Origin of the sequence: Streptomyces sp. NPDC049915, from assembly GCF_040656475.1 — a bacterium.
GTDB lineage: Bacteria > Actinomycetota > Actinomycetes > Streptomycetales > Streptomycetaceae > Streptomyces.
Genome location: NZ_JBFAMH010000002.1, coordinates 177,067 through 198,425, shown reverse-complemented (window position 1 = coordinate 198,425; position 21,359 = coordinate 177,067). Strand labels below are relative to the sequence as shown.

The following is a 21,359-nucleotide window of genomic DNA, read 5'->3' as shown; positions in this document are numbered from 1 at the left end:
TTTGCCATCTGCGTACTCGACCGGGTACCGGATCTGGCTAGAAAAAAAGAGAGCTCTCTGTATTCTTCTCGGCGTAGGGCCTACTCGGCCAGGGACTGTACGGGGGAGAGTGAGGACCCGGTGAGGGATACAGGCACAGCACAGACGGACGTCTGCAAGGTGCTGGCACGTGAGGTGCACGACCGGATCGGCGGCGCACTGGCGCTGGCGCTGCGCCGGCTGGACATGCTGGAGACCACGGCGATGGGGTCCGACCCGGACGCGGCCGCCCGTCTGCAGCAGGTGAGGGCCGCCGTCGTTGACGTCCTGTGCGCGACCCGTCAGGTGACCTCGGCGCTGCGGGACTCGCCGCCGGCGCTCGCGCCGTTCTCGATGGAGGACGCGCTGCGCGGCTTCGTCCAGGCGATGGAGATCAGCGAGCCGCGTGTGGACCTGCGGGTCGACGGCATGGACGGGCTGCTGCCGGCCGCCGTCGCGGACGCCGTGTTCCTCGCGGTCCGCGAGGCCATGCGCAACGCAGTGGCCCACGCGAACGCCCGGCACGTCGCCGTCCACATCGCCTGGGACGGCGAAGAGCTGCATGCCTCGGTGGCCGACGACGGGGACGGCTTCGACCCCGCCACGGTCGGCCGAAGCGGTTCCACCAACGGCCTGCTCGGCATGCGGGAGCGGATCCAGGCGGCCGGCGGCGTCACCACCGTCACCAGCGCCCCCCGGCGCGGCACCCGGATCACGCTCTGGGTCCCCGTCAAGGAGAGGAACACCCGCCATGTCTGACACCCCGACCCGCATCCTCGTCGCCGACGACCACACCCTGCTGCGCGAGGCGATGGTCGAACTCCTGCGCAGCGAGCCCGACCTCGACGTGGTCGCGGAGGTCGGTGATGCCCGGGCGGCCGTGCGTGCCGCGGCGGAACTGCGGCCCGATGTCGCGCTGCTCGACGTGCAGATGCCGTACAACGAGGACCCCGGAGCCACCGTGCGCCGGCTGCTGGAGCGGCGGCCGGGACTGCGCATCATCGTCCTGAGCATGGACGACCACCCGGCGCTGGTACGGCAGTTGCTCGCCCTCGGCGTGCGCGGCTATCTCCACAAGAGCGCCAGCCGCCAGTCGTTGCTCGCGGCGATCCGGGAGCGGCCGGGCAGCGGGCGGGCCATGGTCACGGTGTCGATGCCACCGCTCGCCGCGCCCGGCCAGGGACCCGCCCCGCGAGCCGCGACGATCTCCGAGCGCGAGACGGAGGTGCTGACCCTGGTGGCGCAGGCCCTGAGCAACCGGCAGATCGGAGCCCGCCTCGGTATCACCGAGGGCACCGTCAAGCGTCATCTGCGGAAGATCTTCGACAAGCTCGACGCGGTCTCCCGGCTCGACGCGGTGAACAAGGCGACCGCGCTCCAGCTCATCCGCCCGCACGGCAAGCACTTCCTGCCGATGGCCGGTTGAGCCGTCGAACCACCGTTTTGCTGCGGCCCCCGCCGGTTTGTGTGGCGGGGGCCGCCTGTGTGCCGGGGGCCGCCGCCCCGCGAGCCGGCGGCCCCTGGGCGGTGAGGGTCAGGCCGGGCCACCGTCGGGCAGTGCCTCTCGGCGGGCCCGCTCGAGGGCGGTGAGCACCGTGCGGGCGCCGAGGTCGGTCAGGGCCGTGTACAGGTGGCCGTCGGGGCGGACGATCGCCGCCGTGGGGCGGCGGCCGAGGGCCGTGGCGAGGGGGCCCTCCGGGCGGCTGGGCGCCTCGACCACCTCGGCCGCCTCGCCCACGGCCGCGCGGATCGCCGCACAGGTGCCGCGCCAGTCGGCGGGCCTGGTGCGGCCGGCGTGCAGGAGTACGGCGTAGGAGCGGCCGGTGATGCGGGGCCAGGGGGCGCCGCTGAGGACCGGTTCCTCGCCGAGGAGGAGCGGCAGACGGTCTCCCGGGGCGGCCTTCGGGCCCGTGAGGGAGGTCCGGCGGGCGGTGGGGGCGCGATAGCCCGAGGTGAGCTGGCCGATGGCCGGGGCCAGGGCCCGCTGCAGGACGCCGGTGCGGCCCGCGGCCCGTACCGCCGTGTCGCGCAGGGCGAGCTGGGCCGGCTTGGTCAGGGCGCCCCAGCGGGTCTGCAGCGACGTGGACCGGGTCACCGTGTGCACCGCGGGGCGCCGCTCGGCGTCGTAACTGCCGAGGATGGCCTCGTCGAGGGTGCCGCGCAGGACGCCCGCCAGCTTCCAGCCCAGGTTCGCGGCGTCCAGCAGGCCGGTGTTCATGCCCTGGCCGCCCGCGGGGCTCATCAGGTGGGCGGCGTCGCCCGCCAGGAAGGCCCGGCCGTGACGGAAGCTCGACGCGCTGCGGACGTGGACCTGGAAGACCGTACTGAAGCGCAGTTCGCCCACCTCGACACCGCCGGGGGCGCGGTCGGCCACCACCTGCTGGAAGAAGCCGCGGGTGGGCGTGGTGGCGGCCATGTCGGGCGGCACCGCCACGGCGATGCGGTGGACGCCGGGCGAGACCGGGGCGAGGCCGAGGCCGCCCGCGGCCGTGTAGCAGTAGCTCACCAGGTCCGCCGGTATCTCCCCGGACAACTCGGCGTCGGTGATGGCGAAGTTGATCGGCAGCTTGGAGCCCTCGAACGTGAGGCCCAGCTCCTTGCGCACCGTGCTGTGCGCGCCGTCCGCGCCGACGACCCAGTCCGCCTCGACCTCCTCGGTGAGGCCGTCCGGCAGGGCGAGGACCGCCCGGGCGCGCGGCCCGCCGGCGTCGAGCGTGCGCAGCCGCACCCCGCGCTCGACCTTGCCGCCGAGCTCCGCCAGACGCTGCTCCAGCAGCTCCTCGGTGCGGTCCTGGGGCAGGCCGACGGCGAAGGGATAGGGGGTGTCGGCCAGGCGGTTCAGCCAGGCCGTCGCGAGATGACGGCGGTCCGAGTAGTACGCCACACCCTGGATGCGGTGCCCGTTCTCCACCAAGCGGTCGGCGACGCCGATCCGGCGCAGGAGCTCGAGCGGGCGTGGCCAGATGGTGGTGGCCCGGGAGTGGGCCGAGTGGTCGCGTTCGGCGTCGACGATCCGGACGGGTACGCCCTGACCGAGCAGCTCACAGGCGATGACCAGGCCGATCGGCCCGGCGCCGACCACCAGAACGGGGTTGACCTTGGACATGTGCGCTCTCCCAGCATTTTGGATACTCGCACCGGCCGGCGGGCACGGGCAATTCCGGACTTTAGTTCCGCGCTGCGGAAAAGGGCGCGGATATTCCACTGACGTGCCGCCGTGACGAACCGAAAGTAGCAGCCTGAGCTGGACGGACGGCCGGGAGTGTCACCAAGGAAACACGCGCCGGACCACAAGGGGAATATACGGACCCGGTTCCCGGTCCCTAGCGTGGAATTGCCATGGACACCGGCAGTTCTCTGGAGGAAAAGAATCATGAGGGATCATCCGTCCCGGAATACATCCCGTAATCCCGTCGTCTCTCTTGTCACCGTGGTGCTCGCATCGCTGCTGCTGCCGATCTCACTGACCGGCGCGTCCGTGGCCATCCCAGGTGTCGCCGCCGACTTCCACAGCAGCCTGGCCGCCGACGAGTGGATCGTGAACGGCTACGACCTCACTTTCGCCGGCTTCATGCTCGCCTCCGGCGCCTTCGCCGACCGGTTCGGCCGCCGCAAGGTCTTCGTGCTGGGCACCGTCGTCTTCACCGTGTGCTCGCTGGTCTCGGCGCTCAGCGGCAACATCGCGCTGCTGGACGCCTCGCGGGTCATCGCCGGCATCGGCGCCGCCGCGATGCTGACCTCCGGCAGCGCCACGCTCGCCCAGGTCTTCGACGGGCCCGCGCGGGCCAAGGCCTTCGCCGTCTTCGGCACCACCGTCGGCGTCGGCATGGCCTTCGGGCCGTTCATCGCCGGCACCCTGTCGACCACCTTCGGCTGGCGGTCCGTCTTTCTGGTCCCCGCGATCGCGGGAGCCCTGGTGCTCGTCCTCGCCACCCGGCTGCCCGAGTCCCGCGACCCGCAGGCCGGCCGCGTCGACTGGGCCGGCACCATCACCTTCAGCGGCGCCCTCACCGCGCTGATCGCCGCCCTGATCGAGGGCTCCGCGCTCGGCTGGGCCTCCGCCTTCAACCTGGCCATGTACGTCGCCTGCGCCGTGCTCTTCACCCTGTTCGTCGTGGTGGAGAAGCGGCAGGAGCGGCCGATGTTCGACCTCGGCCTGTTCAAGCAGCCGCAGTTCGTCTCGCTGTGCGTCGGCGTGGTCGCCCTGGTCCTCGCCTTCACCCCGCTGCTGGTCTACCTGCCCAGCTACCTCACCGCCGTCAACGGCCAGACCACCATGCACGCCGGCGTCGACATGCTGATGCTCACCGTGCCGACCATCTTCTTCCCGCTGATCACCGGATACCTGCTGCGCTGGATCCCGGTGCGCCACATGGTCACCGCCTCGGTGGGCCTGACCGCGATCGGCACGGCCTGGCTGACGGTCCTGCACCCCGGCATCGGCAACTGGGCCGCCCTCGGCCCCTTCGCGGTGATCGGCATCGGGATCGGCGTCTCCTTCGGCGTGATGGACGGCGCCGCCGTCTCCAGCGTCGAGCCCGAGCGGGCCGGCATGGCCGCGGGCATGTTCAACACCATGCGGCTCGCGGGCGAGGCCACCGGTATCGCGGTGGTCGGCTCGCTGCTCGTCAGCTTCACCCGGGTGGAACTCGGCACCAAGCTCGACGCCTTCACCGGCCCGTACGGCGGCAAGCCGACCGAGCTGGCCAACGCCCTGAACCAGGGGCAGTTGTCCGGCCCGCAGTCCACCGTGCCGGCGAACGCCCGCGAGGCCTTCCACCAGGTCGCCACCTCCGCCTACACCGGCGGCCTGCACACCGCCCTGTGGATCATGGCCGGCTTCTGCGCCGCCGCGACGGTGCTGGTCGCCGCCGTCGGCGCCAGGGCCGGCAAGGCGGCGCCCGTGGCCGAGGCCGCACCGCAGGCCGAGCCGGAGAAGGTCGCGGCCTGAACCACGCACAGCGCGCCGGGGCGGCTGCCGTGACAGCCGGCCGCCCCGGCATCCGCTTGTGCCCACCACCCGCAACACGACGCAACACACCGGTAGAACGACGAACAAGGGAGAACACCGTGAGCGCGCTGACCGTCGAGCGAGTCCGTGAGGCCTTCGGGGCCCTGGCGTCCGGGGACCGCCGGACCATGCTCGAGTACTGGGACGAGGACGTCAGGTTCGAGATCCCCGGCAACCACGCGCACGCCGGCTGGCACGAGGGACTGGACAGCTTCCTCGGCTTCCTCAAGACCGTGGGCGAGCTGTCCGGCGGCACCTACACCGCCGAGAACGTGACCATCATGGTCAACGCCGAGGACGGCTGCTCGGTCGACGTCAACACCAACCGTGCGCTGCGGGCCGGAGCGCCGCAGGACAGCACCTCGCCGTACGACCTGCTCGATGTGACGGCGCTGCACTTCCTGCGCTGGCGGGACGGCCGCATCGTGGAAGGCCGTGGCGTCATCCTCGGCGACGGCTGCTCGACCTCGGCCCTGTGGTGGTCGCCGCTGAACCCGGACGGCACCCGCCGCGGGGTCTGATCCGGTAACCACCGCACCCGCACACACGACTTCGGGCCTTCCCCACGCGGGGAAGGCCCGAAGTCGTATGCGACGCAGCCCGGTTCAGATGCCGCCGCCCACCGTGGTCAGGCCGCCGTCGACGACCAGGGTCTGGCCGGTCACCCAGGAGGCGTCGTCCGAGGCCAGGTAGGCGACCGCGGCGGCGATGTCCTCGGGGGTCCCCAGGCGCCGCAGCGCGTAGTCCTCGGTGAGCCGCTGCTCGCGGTCCTCGTAGAGCTTCGACGCGAAGCGGGTCTTGACCACGGCCGGCGCCACCGAGTTGACGCGGATGCGCGGGCCGAGCTCCTGGCCCAGTTGCTCGGTGAGGTGGATCAGTGCGGCCTTGCTGGCGCCGTACACGCCGATACCGGTGGCCGGCTTCAGCCCCGCCACGGCTGTCATGTTCACCACGCTGCCGCCGTGCTCGCCCATCCACGCCTCGCGGGCGCGCCGCAGCCAGCCCAGTGCCGCCAGGACGTTGACGTCGAACACCTTGCGCCAGGCGGACTCCTCCAGGTCGAGGACCGGACCGAACACCGGGTTGATCCCCGTGTTGTTGACCAGGACGTCCAGCCGTCCGAACGCCGCCAGCGTCCGCTCGACGGCCTCGGCCCGGTGTCCGTCGTCGTCCGTCCTGCCGGCGACGGCCACAGCGTGCTCCGGCCCGCCCAGACGCTCGACCGCCTGCGCCAGCGGCTCCGGCGAGCGGGCGGTGAGGCAGACCCGGGCGCCCTCGGCGACCAGGCGTTCGGCGACGGCGTACCCGATGCCCCGGCTGGCGCCGGTGACCAGGGCGACCCGGCCTCGGAAACGAGCGGGGGAGACGGATGTGCTCACGATGGTGCCCTCCAGAAACGGCGAACAGACGGGTGATGACGAACGAACAGGTGAGACGGGTAAGGGCGAACAGACAGGTGACGACCGCGCGGCAGTCGCCGGCGGTCGTCGTCGTAAGGCGCGGGCAGGGGAGGCGGCCGGCCTGCGGCCGCCCGGGCGGGGGAGGAACGGGCGGCGGCACGAACCCGGAAGCACAACCGGGTGGCCGGACCGCGAGCAATCCCCTGCCCGCGCTTTGTCGATGCTACGTATATGCGAGCTGACCAGGACATTCCCTCTTGGAGGACTGCCCCATGCCTCCGAAGCGGCATGGGGCGGCGTCCCTCGGGCCTTGCCGCGGTCACAGGGCCAGATAGCCGCCGTCCACGGGCACGGCCGCTCCCGTGATGTAGGAGCCGGCGTCCGAGGCGAGCAGCAGCAGCGCGCCGTTGAGTTCACCGAGCCGGCCGGCGCGGCGCATCGGGGTACGGCGCTCCACCCACGCCCGCCCCTTCTCGCTGCCGAGCATCGACTCGGTCATCTCCGACCAGAACCAGCCCGGGCACAGCGCGTTGACGCGCACCCCCCGCCCGCTCCACTCGGCGGCCAGCTCGCGGGTCAGGTTCACCACCCCGCCCTTGGACGCGGCGTACGCGGCCTGCGGAAGGCTGCCGCTGGCCACCAGCCCGTAGATGGAGGCGATGTTGATGACCGAGCCCCGGCCGCGCTCCAGCATGCCCGTGCCGACCGCCTGGCTCAGCGCGAACACCGCCGTCAGATTCAGCGCCACGATGGAGCTGAAGCTCTCCACGGACTGTGTCTCCGCGGGCACGGTCTCCGACAGGCCCGCGTTGTTGACCAGGATGTCGATCGGGCCGAGTTCCTCGGTGACCGTGCGCACCAGACGCGCACGGTCCTCGGCCGACGTCACGTCGCAGGGCACGGCGAGTGAGCCGGGCAGCTCGGCGGCGAGTTCCTTCAGCGGGCCCTCACGGCGCGCGGCCAGGGCCACCCGGGCGCCCGCGGCGCCGAGCAGCCGGGCCGTGTGCGCGCCGATGCCGCTGGAGGCACCGGTGACCACGGCCACCCGGCCGTCCACCCGGAACAGCGCGGTCGGGTCCTCGGCGGGGGCGGTTGCCTCCTCGGCGCGGACGGCGGGATGCGTCACGGCTGATTCACCTCCACGATCGCGGCGGACCAAGTGAACCCGGCGCCGGCACTGAGCAGGACGAGCAGATCCCCGGGGCGTACGTCGTCCCGGTCGAGCAGGTCGGACAGGTTGGCGACGGCGTCTCCGGCGCCCAAGTGGCCGGTGTCCGAGCCGAGCCGGACGACGGGCGCGGCGCACACCTCGCGGAAGGCGGGCTCGTAGGCGTCCGCGATGACGTGCCGGGCGAGCCGGGGCAGCGCCGCGGCCCGCAGCCGTGCGTCGTCGGGGCCGACCCCCGCGTCGCGCAGGGCCCGCGCCACCACGGAGGTGACCGCGTCGTGCGCGATCGGACCGAAGGGCAGGGCCGGGTTGGCGGTGAGGAACTCCTTCTTGGCGAGCTTCGGAAGCAGCGTCTTGACGCCGCTGGTGGGCGCCGGGCTGAACGGCGCGTCGCCGCGGTGCATGCCCTCCAGTACCGGCGCCGCCACGGTCGCCGCCGACAGCAGGCGCACGGAACGGCCGCGCGGGGCGCGGTCGACCAGCACCGAGGTGGCGCCGTCGCCGTAGCAGACGCCGTAGTCGCCGCCCCAGCGGTCGAAGCCGGGCTGCGGGAAGCAGTCCGCCGTGGTGACCAGGGCCGGGCCGGCGCCGGTGGCGAGCAGCCGGCAGGCGGCCTGCACGATGGCGGCCAGCCCGCCGTTGCACATCTGCTGGATCCCGACGGGCTCCGCGGCCACCGCGCCGACGCGCTGGGCCAGATAGTGCGCCGGGGACCAGAACTCGTGGCCCTGGTGGTACGTCCACGCGTGCAGCAGTTGGGTGATGCGCTCCGGCGGGGTCCCGGAGGCGTCGAGGGAGGTGGCTGCGGCGAGCGCGGCGAGCTCGACCGGGGCGAGGGCGCTGGTGCGCAGGGCCGTGTAGGCGTACCGCTCGGCGTTCTCCCCGTCGATCAGCAGGCCGGCGACCGCGTCCGAGACGGGCTGGGCGTGCTCGCCCAGCGCGTGGGCGGGGGCGTTGAGATGGACGGGGGCGTCAAACCGCATCGTCGGCTCCGCCGGTGTGGGCCTCGGCGAGGCGGACGCGCATCCGGGCGACGGTCTCGTCCTGCTGGACGAAGGCGGTCTCGGTCCACTGGCCGTTGTCCACCGGTTCGGGCAGCCGGCGGGTGACGACGGTGATGTCGCTGTCCAGCTCCGCGAAGCGCAGGTACTCGGCGCCGACGTACCGAAGGCAGAACCCGGCCGGCGACCCGCCCGGTGAGCCGGAAGCGAGCAGCAGTGCGGCCTGCCGGGCGGCCTCCATCATCACCGGCCCCGGCACATGGTCCTGGGCGTGCTCGAACATGCTGGGGTGCGCAGCGGGCACCCGCAGTCGCGCGGATACGGCGTCGTCCGTGACGTCGGCGTTCTCCAGAACCACGTTCTCCGCCTGCTCGCGGCCCACCCGCCAGGGCGCCGGGGCGACGCCGCCGGTGTCCGCGGGCAGGGTGTCGGACAAGGGCGGCGGTGTGGCGCGGTGGCTCATCCGCAGCTTCTGGTAGACGGGGTCGGGTCGCTGCGCGGTGTCGACGGTGATGACGCCCACCTGCCGGCCGCCGACCATCACCCGCACCCGGTGCACCACGCGGGCGACGGTGTCCTGGTACATCTTGGCGAGCTCCACGTCGCCGAGCAGCAGCAGGTCCAGCGCGCCGCCGGCCCGGAGCGGCTCGGGGTCGGTGATCTCCAGGGACGCGGTCGCGGTGATCGACTTGGTGTCGTGGCCCGCGTCGTGCTGGAGGTGCATCGCGCACAGCAGCATCTGGCGCACGCTCTCGAACACCGCGAGCGGATCGTGCGTCGCGGGGCGGGCGGTGTGGTCGCCGTAGTAGAAGTGGCGCGGCGGGAGTTGGGCCGCCGCCCGGAAGGTGTTCTCGTCGACGGACTGGAAGTCGGTGAGGAACACCTCGGAGATCGCCGAGCGGTGCACCAGCCGGCGGGACAGCGTGCGCTGGGTGGACAGGGTCTGGGCCGCTTCGGCGGCCTCGGCCGGGTCGACCAGCCTCAGTACGGACATGACGGGCTCCTGTGCGGTGCGTCGGGGCGGGTGCCGGGGATGGGGAGATCTGCGGGCCGGGGGGCCGGGGCTCAGACGGCGACCGGGGCGGACGCGTCGAGGAGGCGGGAGACCTGGCGGGCGGCCTGGTCGGCGTCGTGGAAGTGCACGGCCTGCCAGCCGGCGGCGATCGCGCCGGAGACGTTCTTCTCCAGGTCGTCCACGAGCACGCACTGGTGCGGTTCGAGCCCGGCCCGCTTCGCTGCGAGTTCGAAGATCTCGGGCTCGGGCTTGCGGCTGCCCACCGCGTGGGAGAGGACGATGCCGTCGAAGTGCGAGTCGCCGATCATGAAGCGGCGGTGGCGCTCCCAGGAGGGCGGCAGGTTGGAGAGCAGTCCGACGAAGGCGCCCCGGGCCCTGAAGCCGTCCAGGTGCGCGGCCCAGGCCCGGTTGGCGGGGCGCCCGGCGAACCAGCGGTCACCGAAGTGCTGGAGGTCGGCGACGACTCCGAAGGTGCCGCCGAGGACGTCCTCCAGCTCGTCGGACCAGGCGGCCTCGTCGATCAGCGGGATGTCTATCGGCCCCATCGGGTCCGTGCCGTACTTCTCCCCGACCAGGCGCATCGACTCCTTCAGCGCCCACAGGGGGACGCCGACGCGGTCGGCGAACTCGTTGAAGGTGACGTCGACCGGCGGGGTCAGTACGCCGCCGAAGTCGGTCCATACGGCCAGGGACGGGGTGGGGGAGGGGGTGGGTCCGGTGGGGTGCGTGAGGCTCATGACGGTCCTTCGATGAGTAAGTGGAGTGCGAGCAGGGCGGGTTGGGGCTCGTACGGCGGCGAGGTCACAGGCGGTACAGGAGCCCGCCGTAGTACCAGCCGGAGCCGACCGCCGTGGACAGGACCAGGTCGCCGCGCTTGACGACACCCTGTTCGGAGAACTCCGACAGCGCGATCGGGATCGAGGCGCAGCCGGTATTGCCGCGCTCGGCGAAGTTGGTGAGGAACCGCGCGGGTTCCAGGTCGAGGCCGTCGCGTACGCCCGCGTGGATGGCGTTGTTGCCGGGGTGCGGGACCAGCCAGTCGATGTCCGAGGTCTTCAGGTCGTTGCGGGTCAGGACGGTGTCGGCGACCTTCAGGCTGGAGCGCACGGCCAGGTCGATGAGCTCCGGCTTCGGGCGCAGGAAGCCCTCGGGGGCGCGGGCGGCGACGGTGTCCGCCTCCGAGGCATCGCAGTCCAGGACCGAGTCGATCAGGCCGCTCGGGTCGTCCGGGTCGCCCTTCTCCAGGACGACAGCGCCGGCCGCGTCGCCGAAGACCAGCTGGCCGCGGGTGCCGGGGCGGGCGCGGCGGGTGAAGCGGTCGGCCGCGACCACCACGGCGCGCTTCCAGCCCGGGTGCGCGGTGAGCATGGCGGCAGCGGTCTGCACGCCGTGCACGAAGCCGGTGCAGGCGCCGCAGACGTCGAAGGCGAGGGCGCCGTGCGCGCCGAGGGCGGCGGCGACGCCCGGGGCTATCTCCGGTATCCACTGGCGGTCGGTCCAGTTGGCGAGGACGACCAGGTCCAGGTCGTCGGGTTCGCGGCCGGCGTTCGCCAGGGCCGAGGTGGCGGCCTGGACGGCCATGAACTCCAGCGTTTCGTCCTCGTCGGCCACGTGGAGGGCGCGGACGCCGAGTTCCTGCGCGGCATCGGGAGGGTAGGTGCGGCCACCGACGGTGACCTCGCCGTCGTGGGTGCGGTGGTGGCGGGGGAAGTAGTGGCCGAGGCCGGAGAACTTCAGGCCGGTGCCGGTCCAGGTGCGCGCTTCGGTACGGGTGTGCATGGTGGGGCTCCTTGTGAGTCCGGGTGGGTGAGGGTGTGCGGGTGCAGCTCAGCGGGAGCGGGGGTGTGGCGGGTGCCGCTCAGCGGGAGCGGGGGTGCGTGATGCCGCTCAGCGGAAGCGGCCCTGTGGGTCGAGGGCGCGCAGGGCGGCCAACTCCTCCTCCGTCACCGGCTTTTCGGCGGCCACATGGGAGGCGTCGGCGCCCCAGGAGGTACGGCTCGCCACGGCCTCGGCCGCCTGGCGGGAGAGCTCCCGCGGGCCGTCCGCGGCGCCGGCGGCGGGGTCCGCGGCGTCGTCGGCCGGGAGGTAGGTGGCGAGGCGGAACGGGCTCGCGGCGCCGTCGCGGACGAAGCGGCCGAAGTCGCTGACCACCTCGCGGACGCGGTGGCCGGGACTGGTGCGGTAGGTGACCTCCGGCACGTAGCGGCGGCGGGAGGACGGGGCGATCACCACGCAGTCGGTGCTGGACGCGATGTCGTTGGCGCCGCCCGAGCCGGTCAGCCAGCGGCCGTCCGCGCCGCGGCTGGTGTTGATCGTGCCGCTCTCGTCGATCTCGGCGGCGGCCAGGACGCCCAGCGCCCGGGGGTTGGCGGCGACCATACCGCCGAGGATCTCCGGGATGCCGGCCAGCATCTCGCTGCGGGCGGCGTGCAGCAGGCTGAAGAGGAAGGTGTCCCCGCCCTCGGGGCTGAAGCCGTACATGCCGAGCTCGGCCACCACCTTGACGTCCTGTCCGCCCGCCCGCAGCAGCTCGGCCGCCAGCCAGGCCGCCATGTGCGAGGTGCCGATCCCGGCGAGCAGGGTGTCGTAGCCGTGTGCGCGGACCTGCTCGGCGACGGCCCGGGCGCCGAGCACGATCAGGCGTTCTAGACGGGTGGCGGGCGCGGGGAGCGGGACATCGGCCGGCGAGGCGGGTTCGGCGGGCCGGGCGGCGAGGGGTGCGGTGGCGGCGGCGGATGCGGATCCCGCCCTGGTCACGGCCTCCTTCTCGCTGCGGTGGCTCTCCGCCCAGGTTTCGGTCTCGGCGTCGTAGTCGTCGTCCGCGGCGGTGGCGGACGGGATGCGCAGGGCGGTGCGGCGGTGGGCTCCCAGGCGGCGTACGTACTCCTCGTGGGAGCCGGGGCCGGTGACCCAGGTGTCGTACCAGTCCCGGCCGCGGTGCTCGCCGTGGCAGGAGGCGACTATCTCCTCCAGGAAGGCGTAGTCGTCCAAGTAGCCGTCCACGCCGGCCAGCCGGTCGGTGCGCAGGGCCTGGGGGTGGGCTCCCAGACGGGCCTCGGTCAGGCCCAGGACGCGCTGGCCGGGGATGACCACACGGTCGTTGAGTTCGCGCAGTTCCTCACGGCTGACGATTGTCTCGACCGAGGCGATGACACCGCGCCCGGCGGCGTACGCGGCCCAGGCGCCCTCGCCGAGCGGCGGGACCAGGGCGATGTTGCCGTCCTCGTCGGCGGCCACGCCGTGCACGAGGGTGACGTCGGGGCGCAGGGGCGACAGCAGGGTGATCTCCTCGCCCGGGCGCGCGGGGTCGGGTACGCGGTGCAGCACGTCCGGCTTGCCCTCGGCGAGGTCGGTGCCGGCAAGGGAGCCGGTGACGGCGTACGGGCTTCCCTGGGCGCCGGCGATCAGCCGCTGGACGTAACTGAGCAGCGACCACGCCTCGAAGACGAACGGTTCGCCCTTGTCCAGGTCCGCGTAGAGGGGGTTGGGGCGGGGCGAGGGGTAGGTGTCCCCGGCGAAACCGGCGATGACCTTGTCGGCGACGCCGGACAGCGCGAGCGCGTGGGCCGAGGAGTGCACGGCGGTGGTGGAGACCGTGAGGTGGCCGTCGGCGCCGAAGACCCGGCACAGGGCGTAGGTGAGGGCGTTGGGGCGCGACGGGGTGCCGGCCAGGTGGACGTGGTCGCCCGGGCGTACCAGGGCGCGGACCAGTGCGTCGACGTCGGCGGCGATCAGGGGGCGGCTCATGACGGGGCTCCCAGCGCGACGACCGCGGTCTGGCTGCCGAAGGCGAACGACATGGACACCGCGAGGCCGACCTCGGCCGCACGCGGTCCCTCGAAGACGTGGTCGTGGTCGCACTCGGGGTCGGGCGTGGTGAAGTTGATGGTGGGCGCGATGGTCCGGTGGTGGATCATCAGGCCGGTCGCGGCGACGTTGATGATGCCCGCCAGGCCGAACGTGTGGCCGTAGATGGGCTTGTTGGAGCTCAGCGGCGGCAGGGCGGCGGCGGTGCGCTCCGGGTAGAGCGCGCGCAGCGCGCGCGACTCGGCGATGTCGTTGTAGCGGGTGGCGGTGCCGTGCGCGCAGAAGTAGTCGACGTCGTCCGCGCAGCGGCCCGCGTCGGCCAGCGCGTCCTCGATGACCGAGGCGGTGACCTTGCCGGTCAGGTCCATGGTGGTGGGGTGGGCGGCCTCGTTGAGGGAGACGGCCGAGAGGATCTCGCAGTAGACCCGGGCGCCGCGCTGCCGGGCGACCGACTCCCGCTCCAGGCACAGCACGACGGAGCCCTCGCCGAGCGCGAAGCCCTCGCGGTCGTCGCTGTAGGGGCGCACCGCACGGCTCGGGTCCTCGCGTTCGGAGGAGAGCACGCCATGGCCCATCGCCCGGTAGCAGGCGGCGACCTCGGGCACGATCGGGAACTCGTGGCCGCCGACCAGCATGGCGTCCGCGGCGCCGGAGCGCAGCTCCCGCAGCGCCAGCTGGACGGCCTGGTGGCCGCCGACGCAGGCGTTGGAGACGGTGGTGACCAGGCCCTGGGCGCCGGTGTAGACGGCGGACAGGGAGGCCGGGCAGCCGGGCAGGCCGCGGAACATCGCGCCCTTGTCGCCGAAGGCGCCCGGGTCGGCGCCGGTGAGGACGTCGCGCCACCAGCTGAACGGGCCGCGGGAGGAGGACATGACGATGCCGAGCCGGCGCGGGTCCAGTGCGTCCCGACCGAGCCCCGCGTCGCGACGGGCCTCGGTGAGGGCCGACATGGTGATGAGGATCTCCCGGGAGTACTTGGCCGCGTGCGCGTCCGTCAGCTCCGGGAGGAAGGGGCGGTGGTCGAAGTCGTCGATCTCGGCCGCCGCGTACACCGGAAGGCCGGCCTGCTGCGCGTCGAAGCGGGTGAGCCGGCCCACCTGGGACCTGCCGCCCGAGATGTTCGCCCAGAACTGGTCGACGGAGAGGGTGCCCGGGAGGACGACACCGATTCCCGTGACGACGATGCGTTCGTTGTTCGGCGCCATGAGGGATGACGCCGAACTCGCTGATGCGGGTATCTCGAATTCACTGTTCGTCATACGGAAAACGATAGGTGGGGCCGGTTATTCGGCCATGGGCCGCCGGGTACTCTTTCCAGGGGAAAGCAGTACTCGCGGTACCGTCCGGGTATTCGCTCGCACCTTCGGCCAGGCATTCATGGAAAACCAGAAAGCCGCCCTTCCGGAAAGGAAGGGCGGCTTTGCGGTGAACAAGGGTCAGGTGTTCTGGTAGCGGCGCAGTTCGCGGCGGGCCAGCGAGGCGCGGTGGACCTCGTCGGGGCCGTCGGCCAGACGCAGGGTACGGGCGTGTGCCCACAGTTCGGCGAGCGGGAAGTCCTGCGAGACCCCACCGGCGCCGTGCGTCTGGATGGCCTTGTCGAGGACCCACTCGGTCATCGCCGGCACCGCGATCTTGATGGCCTGGATCTCGGTGTGAGCGCCCTTGTTGCCGATCGTGTCCATCAGATACGCGGTCTTCAGCACCAGCAGCCGGGCCTGTTCGATGCGCACCCGCGCCTCCGCGATCCACTCGCGCACCACGCCCTGTTCGGCGAGCGGCTTGCCGAAGGCGACCCGGCTGCCGGCCCGCTCGCACATCAGGTCGAAGGCGCGCTCGGCCATGCCGATCAGCCGCATGCAGTGGTGGATGCGGCCGGGGCCCAGCCGGGCCTGCGCGATGGCGAAGCCGTCGCCCTCACCGGCGACGATGTTCTCGGCCGGCACCCGGACCTGGTCGAAGACGACCTCGCCGTGCCCGCCGTGCGGGCCGTCGGTGTAGCCGAAGACGTGCACACCGCGCTCGACGCGCACCCCGGGGGTGTCGCGCGGTACCAGGATCATCGACTGCTGCCGGTGGCGGGGCCCGTCCGGGTCGGTCTTGCCCATCACGATCAGCAGTTCGCACTCCGGCGCCAGCGCACCCGACGACCACCATTTGCGGCCGTTGACGACATAGCTGTCACCGTCGCGTTCGATACGGGTGGTGATGTTCGCGGCGTCCGAGGAGGCGACCTCCGGCTCCGTCATGCAGAAGGCCGAGCGGATCGCCCCGTCGAGCAGCGGCTTCAGCCAGCGGTCCTGCTGTGCGGGGGTGCCGAAGAGGGCCAGGACCTCCATGTTGCCGGTGTCGGGGGCCGCGCAGTTGACGGCCTCCGGCGCGATGAAGGGGCTGCGTCCGGTGATCTCGGCGAGCGGGGCGTACTGCAGGTTGGTCAGCCCCGCGCCGAACCGGTCGTCCGGCAGGAAGAGGTTCCACAGGCCCTGGCGGCGCGCCTCGTCCTTGAGGTCCCGGAGCACCGGTGGCCGGCCCCAGGGGTGCGAGGCGGCGTGCTGGGCGTGGAAGACGGGCTCGGCGGGCAGCACATGCTCGTCCAGGAAGGCACGCATCCTGGTGCGCAGGTCCTCGGTCCGGGCGTCGTAGGAAAAGTCCATCAGGGCAACTCCGTTGCAGTCGTCGAAGGGCTGTGCCGACGGGGGTCAGCCGGCGGTGCGCAGGGCGTCGTGGCCGCGGGCCACCAGCAGCGGGACGGCGTCGGCCAGGTTCGCGGACTCCTCGCCGACGGTGAGGCCCTGCAAGGAGCGGCAGCGGATGCCCTCGAGGATCGCGGCGAGCTTGTAGAAGGCGAACGCGCTGTACCAGTCGAGGTGTTCGAGACCTGCCGTGCTGTGCGCCGCGTACCGTTCCACCAGCGCCTCTCGGCCGGGCCAGCCGGGCAGGGTCCCGGGGGAGGCGACCGGTGGGCGGTCGACGCCGGCGAAGCCGTCCCAGTACATGCAGAGCATGCCGAGGTCGGCCAGGGGATCACCGAGCGTGGCCATCTCCCAGTCGAGCACCGCGGTGACCCGGCCCGGGTCGGCCCGGTCGAACAGCACGTTGTCCAGCTTGTAGTCGCCGTGGACGACCGCCACCGCGCCGGAGGGCGGACAGGTCGCCGCCAGGCGGTCGTTGAGCCGGTCGGCGCCGTCCACCTCCCGGGTGCGCGAGGCGTCCCACTGGCGGCGCCAGCGCCGCACCTGCCGGGCCATGAAGCCTTCGGGCCGGCCGAAGTCGCCGAGGCCCGCGCGGTGCGGGTCCACGGAGTGCAGCAGGGCCAGCGTGTCGACCAGCGCATGGGTGATGCGCCGCGCCGACCGCGCTCCCAGCGGGGCGAGTTCCGCGTCGCCGCGGTAGGTGATGCCCTCGGCGAACCCCATGACGTAGAAGGGGGCGCCGAGCACGTCCTCGTCCCGGCACAGCGCGTACGCCGGAGGTACGGGCACGCCGGCCGGGCCGAGCGCGCTCAGCACCCGGTACTCGCGCGCCATGTCGTGGGCGGTGGCCAGGACATGCCCCAGCGGCGGCCGGCGCAGCACGAAGGTGCGGCCGCTCCAGGAGATGCGGTACGTCAGGTTGGACCGCCCGCCGGCCAGCGGGGCCACGCCCTCCAGCGGCCCGCTGCCCGGCAGCCGGCTCTCGAGCCAGTGCGCGAGACGCCCGGCGTCGATGCCGTCGAGGGCACCGGGCGCCGTCGAGGTGGTCGGTGTCTTCACGGTGCTCTCCGTTTCCGGTGGTGCGGGGTGTGCGGTGCGGTGATGCGGCTCCGCGGTGACACGGCACGGTCCCGGCCGCCGACGAAGGCGGCCGGGACCGTGCCGTGGGGAGGGGGAGGAAGGGGGGGCAGGTGTCAGCTGTCGGCGATGAGCTTGCCCGCGGCGCCCCAGCTGTCCGCCGGGACCTCCTGGATCCACACCTGGACCGTCTCCGCCGGAATCTTGTACGCGTCGACGAAGGCGTCCGTGATACGGGCGACCAAGTCACGCTTGAGCTCGATGTCACGCGGACCCTGCTGAACGGTCACGATCGGCATTTCAACCTCCTGAGGAGTTTTTCGCTGGGTATCTTTCGCAATTCCGCTCGCCGGGTTTTTCCGGCGGCGGCCTCTGCATGACCAGAACGTTAGGCAAGGCCCGGGAACGCTTTCAAGGAGAATGACTCCTAGGGGGCCGTGCGGTGTTCCGTAGGAGACACCGCCCCGAAGTGAAGGGCGTGAGCCGCATAAATTCCCGGACATGACACAGACAGTTCCCCAGCGCATCGCCGTGGTGACCGGAGCGGCCCGCGGCATCGGAGCGGCCACCGCCGGGCGTCTCGCCGCCGACGGACTCGCCGTCGCCGTACTCGACCTGGACGGGCCGGCCGCCGCCGCGACCGCCGAACGCATCACCGCCAGCGGCGGCCGGGCGCTGGCCGTCACGGCGGACGTCACCGACGAGGCGCAGGTCACCGCCGCCGTCGCACGCGTGACCGAGGAGCTCGGCGCGCCGGCCGTCCTCGTCAACAACGCGGGCGTGCTCCGCGACAACCTGCTGTTCAAGATGAGCGCCGCGGACTGGGACACCGTCATGGACGTCCATCTGCGCGGTGCCTTCCTGATGTCCCGCGCGGTCCAGAAGCACATGGTCGACGCGGGCTTCGGCCGGATCGTGAACCTGTCCTCGTCCTCCGCGCTCGGCAACCGCGGCCAGGCCAACTACGCCGCCGCCAAGGCCGGTCTGCAGGGCTTCACCAAGGCACTCGCCCTGGAGCTCGGCAAGTTCGGCATCACCGCCAACGCCGTCGCCCCCGGGTTCGTCGCGACCGACATGACCGCCGCGACGGCCGCCCGGCTGGGCCTCACCTTCGAGCAGTTCAAGGAGAGCTGCGCCGCCGAGATCCCGGTGCGGCGGGTGGGCGAGCCCGAGGACGTGGCCGAGGCGGTCTCGTTCTTCGCCGGCGAGCGGTCGGGGTTCGTCTCGGGGCAGGTGCTGTACGTGGCGGGCGGACCGCTGTGCTGAACGCGTAGCCGTACGCGGCACACGCGCGCAAACGGGGAATGAGCAGGACGGCCACCGTCCTGCTCATTCCCTTTGCTTTCTCGCCTTCAGTACGGTCCTTTCAAAGAGCCGCCACGAGAGGATCCCGGCGGGCCAGCAGTTCGCGTCGGTTGGCCACGCCGAGTTTGGTGAGCACATTGCTGACGTGGTTCTTGACCGTCTGCCGGGCCAGATGGAGTTCGGCCGCTATCTCGTCGTTCGAGTACCGGCCCAGCAGCAGTCCCAGTATCTGCTGTTCGCGTGCGGTCATTCCGGGCACCCGCGGCTGTGTTCCCGGTTCCGGGACAAGACCGGCGTGCTCGCGCAGATACCAGACCGACCGCCCCGCCGCGAGGGTCTCCACGGCCCTCACCAGCCGCTCGGGCGAGGCCGAGCGGTGGACGAAACCGTCGGCCCCGCCGGCCAGACACGCGGCGACCACCGCGGGGTCGTCCGCGCCGGTGAACATCAGGACGGTCGGCGGCCGGGCGAGCTTCTTGACCTGCCTGACCAGCTGCACCCCGTCGCCCCGGCCCGCCAGATCGACCTCGGTGACCAGCATGTCGGCCCGCAGCCGGCGTACCAGATCCAGAGCGCCCTGCCCGCTCTCCGCCTCCTGCGCCTCGTCGACCGCGCCGGAGTGGCGCAGCAGTGAGGCCACCGCGGCACGGGAGATCGGATACGGGTCGGCGATCACGACGATATGGCGGGCCGAGAGAGTCTTCTCCTCGCTCATGTTCTGTCTCCAGGTAGAGAGGGACGGTGAAAGGACGGCTCCTTCCCCCGGGCGGGGGAAACGGGCGGGGGAGACCAAAGATAACGGCCGGAAAAGGGAGTTGGAATCCTCATGCCACCTCCGTGCACGGGAACACTCCGAGAGTTCCGGCCGGGTGGTGCCGGAAAACGCCGTACGGGGCAACGGGGTTGTCACCAAGGAATCCCCGGGTCGCCCTTTCGGCACGGCTATCCCCTCGGCCGGCCAGGCGTTTGTCTAACGTGGGAGGACAGGTCATTCCGGTGCGCAGAAAGGAGTTCTCCATGCGTGAACGCCTGGCCGAACTTGCCGCCCTTCGAAGCGAGATACTGACCGGGCCCGATCCGGCGGCCACCGAGCGCCAGCACGCCCGGGGCAAGCTCACCGTCCGCGAGCGCCTCGGCCTCCTGCTGGACAAGGGCTCGTTCACCGAGGTCGAGGGGTTGCGCCGGCATCGCGCCACCGGCTTCGGCCTGGAGGCGAAGAGACCCCACGGCGACGGTGTCGTCAGCGGCTGGGGCACCGTCGACGGACGGCAGGTGTTCGTCTACGGGCACGACTTCACCATCTTCGGCGGGGCGCTCGGCGAGGCCCATGCCCAGAAGATCCACAAGATCATGGACATGGCCGAGGCGGCCGGGGCACCGCTGATCGCACTCAGCGACGGGGCGGGCGCCCGTATCCAGGAGGGGGTGACCGCACTCGCCGGGTACGGCGGCATCTTCACCCGCAATGTGCGCTGCTCCGGGGTGATCCCGCAGATCAGCGTGATCCTCGGGCCGTGTGCCGGGGGCGCCGCGTACTCGCCGGCCCTCACCGACTTCGTGTTCATGGTGCGCGGTACCGCGCAGATGTACATCACCGGACCCGACGTGGTGCAGGCCGTCACCGGCGAGCGGGTCAGCCACGACGAACTCGGCGGCGCCGACGTCCACTCGGCGCGCTCGGGCGTCTCCACCTTCCTGCACGACGACGAGGAGACCTGCCTGCAGGATGTACGCCATCTGCTGTCGATGCTGCCCGCCAACAACCGCGAGCTACCGCCCGACGCGATCAGCGACGACCCCGTCGACCGCCCCGGCGACGCCCTGCTCGACCTCGTGCCGGCCGACCCGCAGCGGGTCTACGACATCCGCCGGGTCATCGAGGAGGTCGTCGACGACGGTGACTGGTTCGAGCTGCACGAGCTGTGGGCGCCCAACCTGGTCGTCGCCCTGGCCCGGCTGGGCGGCCAGGTCGTCGGCATCGTCGCCAACCAGCCGCTCGCGGGCGCCGGCGCGCTGGACATCGCCGCCTCCGAGAAGGGCGCGCGGTTCGTGCAGTTCTGCGACTCCTTCAACATCCCTCTGGTGACCCTGGTCGACGTGCCCGGCTTCCTGCCCGGCACCGGCCAGGAGCACGACGGCATCATCCGGCGCGGCGCCAAACTGCTCTACGCCTACTGCAACGCCACGGTGCCACGCGTCCAGGTCATCCTGCGCAAGGCGTACGGCGGCGCCTACATCGTCATGGACTCCCGCTCCATCGGCTGCGACCTGTCCTTCGCCTGGCCCACCAACGAGATCGCCGTCATGGGCGCGGAGGGCGCGGCGGGGGTCGTCTTCCGCCGGGAGATCGCCGCGGCCGACGACCCCGAACTGGCCCGGGCACGGCGCGTGGCCGAGTACAAGGAGGAACTCATGCACCCCTATTACGCCGCCGAGCGCGGCCTGGTCGACGACGTCATCGATCCCCGGCGCACCCGGGAGGTGCTGATCAGGTCGCTGCGGATGCTGCGCGCGAAACACGCGCAGCTGCCGGAGCGCAAGCACGGGAACCAGCCGGTATGAGCGCCGGAGCCCCCCGTCCCACCCCCACCGTGCGGCTGGTGCGCGGAAGCGCCGACGCCGACGAACTCGCCGCGGTCCTCGCGGTGCTGCACGCCGTGGCCGCGCGCCGCGCCGCCGCCCCGGTCCACCCGCCCGCCCCGGCCAGGGCGGCCTGGGCGAGGCCCCGCCGGCATCCGGCAGCCACCACCTGGCGGACCGGCCCGGCGACGCCGCCGCGCTGAAGCGCGGCGCGGGCACTGCCCGCCCATGTCACCTTCGGAGCACCCCGGGCGCACTTGCGCAGCACAGGCGTTGAGCCGCGCCGA

The 21,359-nt window shown here is 72.3% G+C and carries 20 protein-coding genes; 7 read left to right on the top strand and 13 right to left on the bottom strand.

The genetic code is table 11. The features are described from left to right. Positions 1–159 precede the first annotated feature (159 nt). Both AB0J12_RS03270 and AB0J12_RS03265 read left to right on the top strand, forming a co-directional pair. On the top strand, positions 160–777 hold the full coding sequence (locus AB0J12_RS03270; RefSeq protein WP_363262446.1) for an ATP-binding protein: 618 nt from the start codon (positions 160–162) through the stop codon (positions 775–777). Further along, positions 770–1,444, top strand: coding sequence for a response regulator transcription factor (locus AB0J12_RS03265; protein ID WP_363262445.1), 675 nt, complete (start codon positions 770–772; stop codon positions 1,442–1,444). Before AB0J12_RS03270 ends, AB0J12_RS03265 begins: the two co-directional genes overlap by 8 nt. A 108-nt stretch (positions 1,445–1,552) precedes the next feature. On the opposite strand, the gene AB0J12_RS03260 is transcribed toward AB0J12_RS03265, so the two are convergent. Next, on the bottom strand, positions 1,553–3,124 hold the full coding sequence (locus AB0J12_RS03260; protein WP_363262444.1) for an FAD-dependent monooxygenase: 1,572 nt from the start codon (positions 3,122–3,124) through the stop codon (positions 1,553–1,555). A gap of 267 nt (positions 3,125–3,391) precedes the next feature. On the opposite strand from AB0J12_RS03260, the gene AB0J12_RS03255 reads away from it, so the two are divergent. Beyond that, the gene (locus AB0J12_RS03255) at positions 3,392–4,969 is read left to right on the top strand and encodes an MFS transporter (RefSeq protein ID WP_363262443.1); all 1,578 of its coding nucleotides are present in this window, start codon (positions 3,392–3,394) and stop codon (positions 4,967–4,969) included. A gap of 119 nt (positions 4,970–5,088) precedes the next feature. Further along, on the top strand, positions 5,089–5,550 hold the full coding sequence (locus AB0J12_RS03250; protein WP_363262442.1) for a nuclear transport factor 2 family protein: 462 nt from the start codon (positions 5,089–5,091) through the stop codon (positions 5,548–5,550). Positions 5,551–5,634: 84 nt separating this feature from the next. Here the strand turns inward: AB0J12_RS03250 and AB0J12_RS03245 are convergent, their stop codons facing one another. From AB0J12_RS03245 to dmpI, 11 genes are all read right to left on the bottom strand, one after another. After that, complete coding sequence (locus AB0J12_RS03245) at positions 5,635–6,408, bottom strand: SDR family oxidoreductase (protein WP_363262441.1); 774 nt, start codon at positions 6,406–6,408, stop codon at positions 5,635–5,637. Between the two features lie 340 nt (positions 6,409–6,748). Next, positions 6,749–7,555: an SDR family oxidoreductase gene (locus AB0J12_RS03240; protein ID WP_363262440.1), complete on the bottom strand. Its 807-nt coding sequence runs from the start codon at positions 7,553–7,555 to the stop codon at positions 6,749–6,751. Further along, the gene (locus AB0J12_RS03235) at positions 7,552–8,580 is read right to left on the bottom strand and encodes a 3-oxoacyl-[acyl-carrier-protein] synthase III C-terminal domain-containing protein (RefSeq protein ID WP_363262439.1); all 1,029 of its coding nucleotides are present in this window, start codon (positions 8,578–8,580) and stop codon (positions 7,552–7,554) included. The genes AB0J12_RS03240 and AB0J12_RS03235 overlap by 4 nt, the downstream gene beginning before the upstream one ends. Further along, the gene (locus AB0J12_RS03230) at positions 8,570–9,592 is read right to left on the bottom strand and encodes an AfsA-related hotdog domain-containing protein (RefSeq protein ID WP_363262438.1); all 1,023 of its coding nucleotides are present in this window, start codon (positions 9,590–9,592) and stop codon (positions 8,570–8,572) included. Before AB0J12_RS03230 ends, AB0J12_RS03235 begins: the two co-directional genes overlap by 11 nt. Positions 9,593–9,663: 71 nt before the next feature. Continuing rightward, complete coding sequence (locus AB0J12_RS03225; RefSeq protein ID WP_363262437.1) at positions 9,664–10,350, bottom strand: HAD-IA family hydrolase; 687 nt, start codon at positions 10,348–10,350, stop codon at positions 9,664–9,666. A 64-nt stretch (positions 10,351–10,414) separates the two neighbouring features. Then, the gene (locus AB0J12_RS03220) at positions 10,415–11,392 is read right to left on the bottom strand and encodes a ketoacyl-ACP synthase III (RefSeq protein ID WP_363262435.1); all 978 of its coding nucleotides are present in this window, start codon (positions 11,390–11,392) and stop codon (positions 10,415–10,417) included. Positions 11,393–11,500: 108 nt separating this feature from the next. Further along, positions 11,501–13,360, bottom strand: coding sequence for a CoA-transferase (locus AB0J12_RS03215; protein ID WP_363262434.1), 1,860 nt, complete (start codon positions 13,358–13,360; stop codon positions 11,501–11,503). Continuing rightward, positions 13,357–14,679 (bottom strand): beta-ketoacyl-[acyl-carrier-protein] synthase family protein, encoded by a 1,323-nt coding sequence (locus AB0J12_RS03210; protein ID WP_363262433.1) that lies wholly within the window; start codon positions 14,677–14,679, stop codon positions 13,357–13,359. Before AB0J12_RS03210 ends, AB0J12_RS03215 begins: the two co-directional genes overlap by 4 nt. Positions 14,680–14,856: 177 nt before the next feature. Then, positions 14,857–16,071 carry an acyl-CoA dehydrogenase family protein gene (locus AB0J12_RS03205; protein WP_363262432.1) on the bottom strand — a complete coding sequence of 405 codons (1,215 nt, stop codon included), beginning with the start codon at positions 16,069–16,071 and terminating at the stop codon, positions 14,857–14,859. A gap of 45 nt (positions 16,072–16,116) precedes the next feature. Then, complete coding sequence (locus AB0J12_RS03200; protein ID WP_363262431.1) at positions 16,117–17,169, bottom strand: phosphotransferase family protein; 1,053 nt, start codon at positions 17,167–17,169, stop codon at positions 16,117–16,119. 134 nt (positions 17,170–17,303) lie between these two features. Further along, positions 17,304–17,486: a 4-oxalocrotonate tautomerase DmpI gene (dmpI, locus tag AB0J12_RS03195; RefSeq protein WP_363262430.1), complete on the bottom strand. Its 183-nt coding sequence runs from the start codon at positions 17,484–17,486 to the stop codon at positions 17,304–17,306. Between the two features lie 202 nt (positions 17,487–17,688). Here dmpI and fabG point away from each other — a divergent pair, with 202 nt between their 5' ends. Next, complete coding sequence (fabG, locus tag AB0J12_RS03190) at positions 17,689–18,453, top strand: 3-oxoacyl-ACP reductase FabG (protein ID WP_363262428.1); 765 nt, start codon at positions 17,689–17,691, stop codon at positions 18,451–18,453. 100 nt (positions 18,454–18,553) lie between these two features. On the opposite strand, the gene AB0J12_RS03185 is transcribed toward fabG, so the two are convergent. Next, the gene (locus tag AB0J12_RS03185; RefSeq protein ID WP_363262427.1) at positions 18,554–19,207 is read right to left on the bottom strand and encodes a response regulator transcription factor; all 654 of its coding nucleotides are present in this window, start codon (positions 19,205–19,207) and stop codon (positions 18,554–18,556) included. A 302-nt stretch (positions 19,208–19,509) separates the two neighbouring features. On the opposite strand from AB0J12_RS03185, the gene AB0J12_RS03180 reads away from it, so the two are divergent. Both AB0J12_RS03180 and AB0J12_RS03175 read left to right on the top strand, forming a co-directional pair. Then, on the top strand, positions 19,510–21,054 hold the full coding sequence (locus AB0J12_RS03180) for an acyl-CoA carboxylase subunit beta (RefSeq protein ID WP_363262426.1): 1,545 nt from the start codon (positions 19,510–19,512) through the stop codon (positions 21,052–21,054). Continuing rightward, complete coding sequence (locus AB0J12_RS03175) at positions 21,051–21,275, top strand: acyl-CoA carboxylase epsilon subunit (RefSeq protein WP_363262425.1); 225 nt, start codon at positions 21,051–21,053, stop codon at positions 21,273–21,275. Before AB0J12_RS03180 ends, AB0J12_RS03175 begins: the two co-directional genes overlap by 4 nt. The last annotated feature ends 84 nt before the right edge of the window (positions 21,276–21,359 follow it).

What these genes read in the sequence shown, in the direction of transcription:
- AB0J12_RS03265 (WP_363262445.1), top strand. Translation starts at nt 770, where the DNA reads ATGTCTGACACCCCGACCCGCATCCTCGTCGCCGACGACCACACCCTG.
- AB0J12_RS03260 (WP_363262444.1), bottom strand. Translation starts at nt 3,124, where the DNA reads ATGTCCAAGGTCAACCCCGTTCTGGTGGTCGGCGCCGGGCCGATCGGC.
- AB0J12_RS03255 (WP_363262443.1), top strand. Translation starts at nt 3,392, where the DNA reads ATGAGGGATCATCCGTCCCGGAATACATCCCGTAATCCCGTCGTCTCT.
- AB0J12_RS03235 (WP_363262439.1), bottom strand. Translation starts at nt 8,580, where the DNA reads ATGCGGTTTGACGCCCCCGTCCATCTCAACGCCCCCGCCCACGCGCTG.
- AB0J12_RS03230 (WP_363262438.1), bottom strand. Translation starts at nt 9,592, where the DNA reads ATGTCCGTACTGAGGCTGGTCGACCCGGCCGAGGCCGCCGAAGCGGCC.
- AB0J12_RS03225 (WP_363262437.1), bottom strand. Translation starts at nt 10,350, where the DNA reads ATGAGCCTCACGCACCCCACCGGACCCACCCCCTCCCCCACCCCGTCC.
- AB0J12_RS03220 (WP_363262435.1), bottom strand. Translation starts at nt 11,392, where the DNA reads ATGCACACCCGTACCGAAGCGCGCACCTGGACCGGCACCGGCCTGAAG.
- AB0J12_RS03215 (WP_363262434.1), bottom strand. Translation starts at nt 13,360, where the DNA reads ATGAGCCGCCCCCTGATCGCCGCCGACGTCGACGCACTGGTCCGCGCC.
- AB0J12_RS03210 (WP_363262433.1), bottom strand. Translation starts at nt 14,679, where the DNA reads ATGACGAACAGTGAATTCGAGATACCCGCATCAGCGAGTTCGGCGTCA.
- AB0J12_RS03205 (WP_363262432.1), bottom strand. Translation starts at nt 16,071, where the DNA reads ATGGACTTTTCCTACGACGCCCGGACCGAGGACCTGCGCACCAGGATG.
- dmpI (WP_363262430.1), bottom strand. Translation starts at nt 17,486, where the DNA reads ATGCCGATCGTGACCGTTCAGCAGGGTCCGCGTGACATCGAGCTCAAG.
- fabG (WP_363262428.1), top strand. Translation starts at nt 17,689, where the DNA reads ATGACACAGACAGTTCCCCAGCGCATCGCCGTGGTGACCGGAGCGGCC.
- AB0J12_RS03185 (WP_363262427.1), bottom strand. Translation starts at nt 19,207, where the DNA reads ATGAGCGAGGAGAAGACTCTCTCGGCCCGCCATATCGTCGTGATCGCC.
- AB0J12_RS03180 (WP_363262426.1), top strand. Translation starts at nt 19,510, where the DNA reads ATGCGTGAACGCCTGGCCGAACTTGCCGCCCTTCGAAGCGAGATACTG.
- AB0J12_RS03175 (WP_363262425.1), top strand. Translation starts at nt 21,051, where the DNA reads ATGAGCGCCGGAGCCCCCCGTCCCACCCCCACCGTGCGGCTGGTGCGC.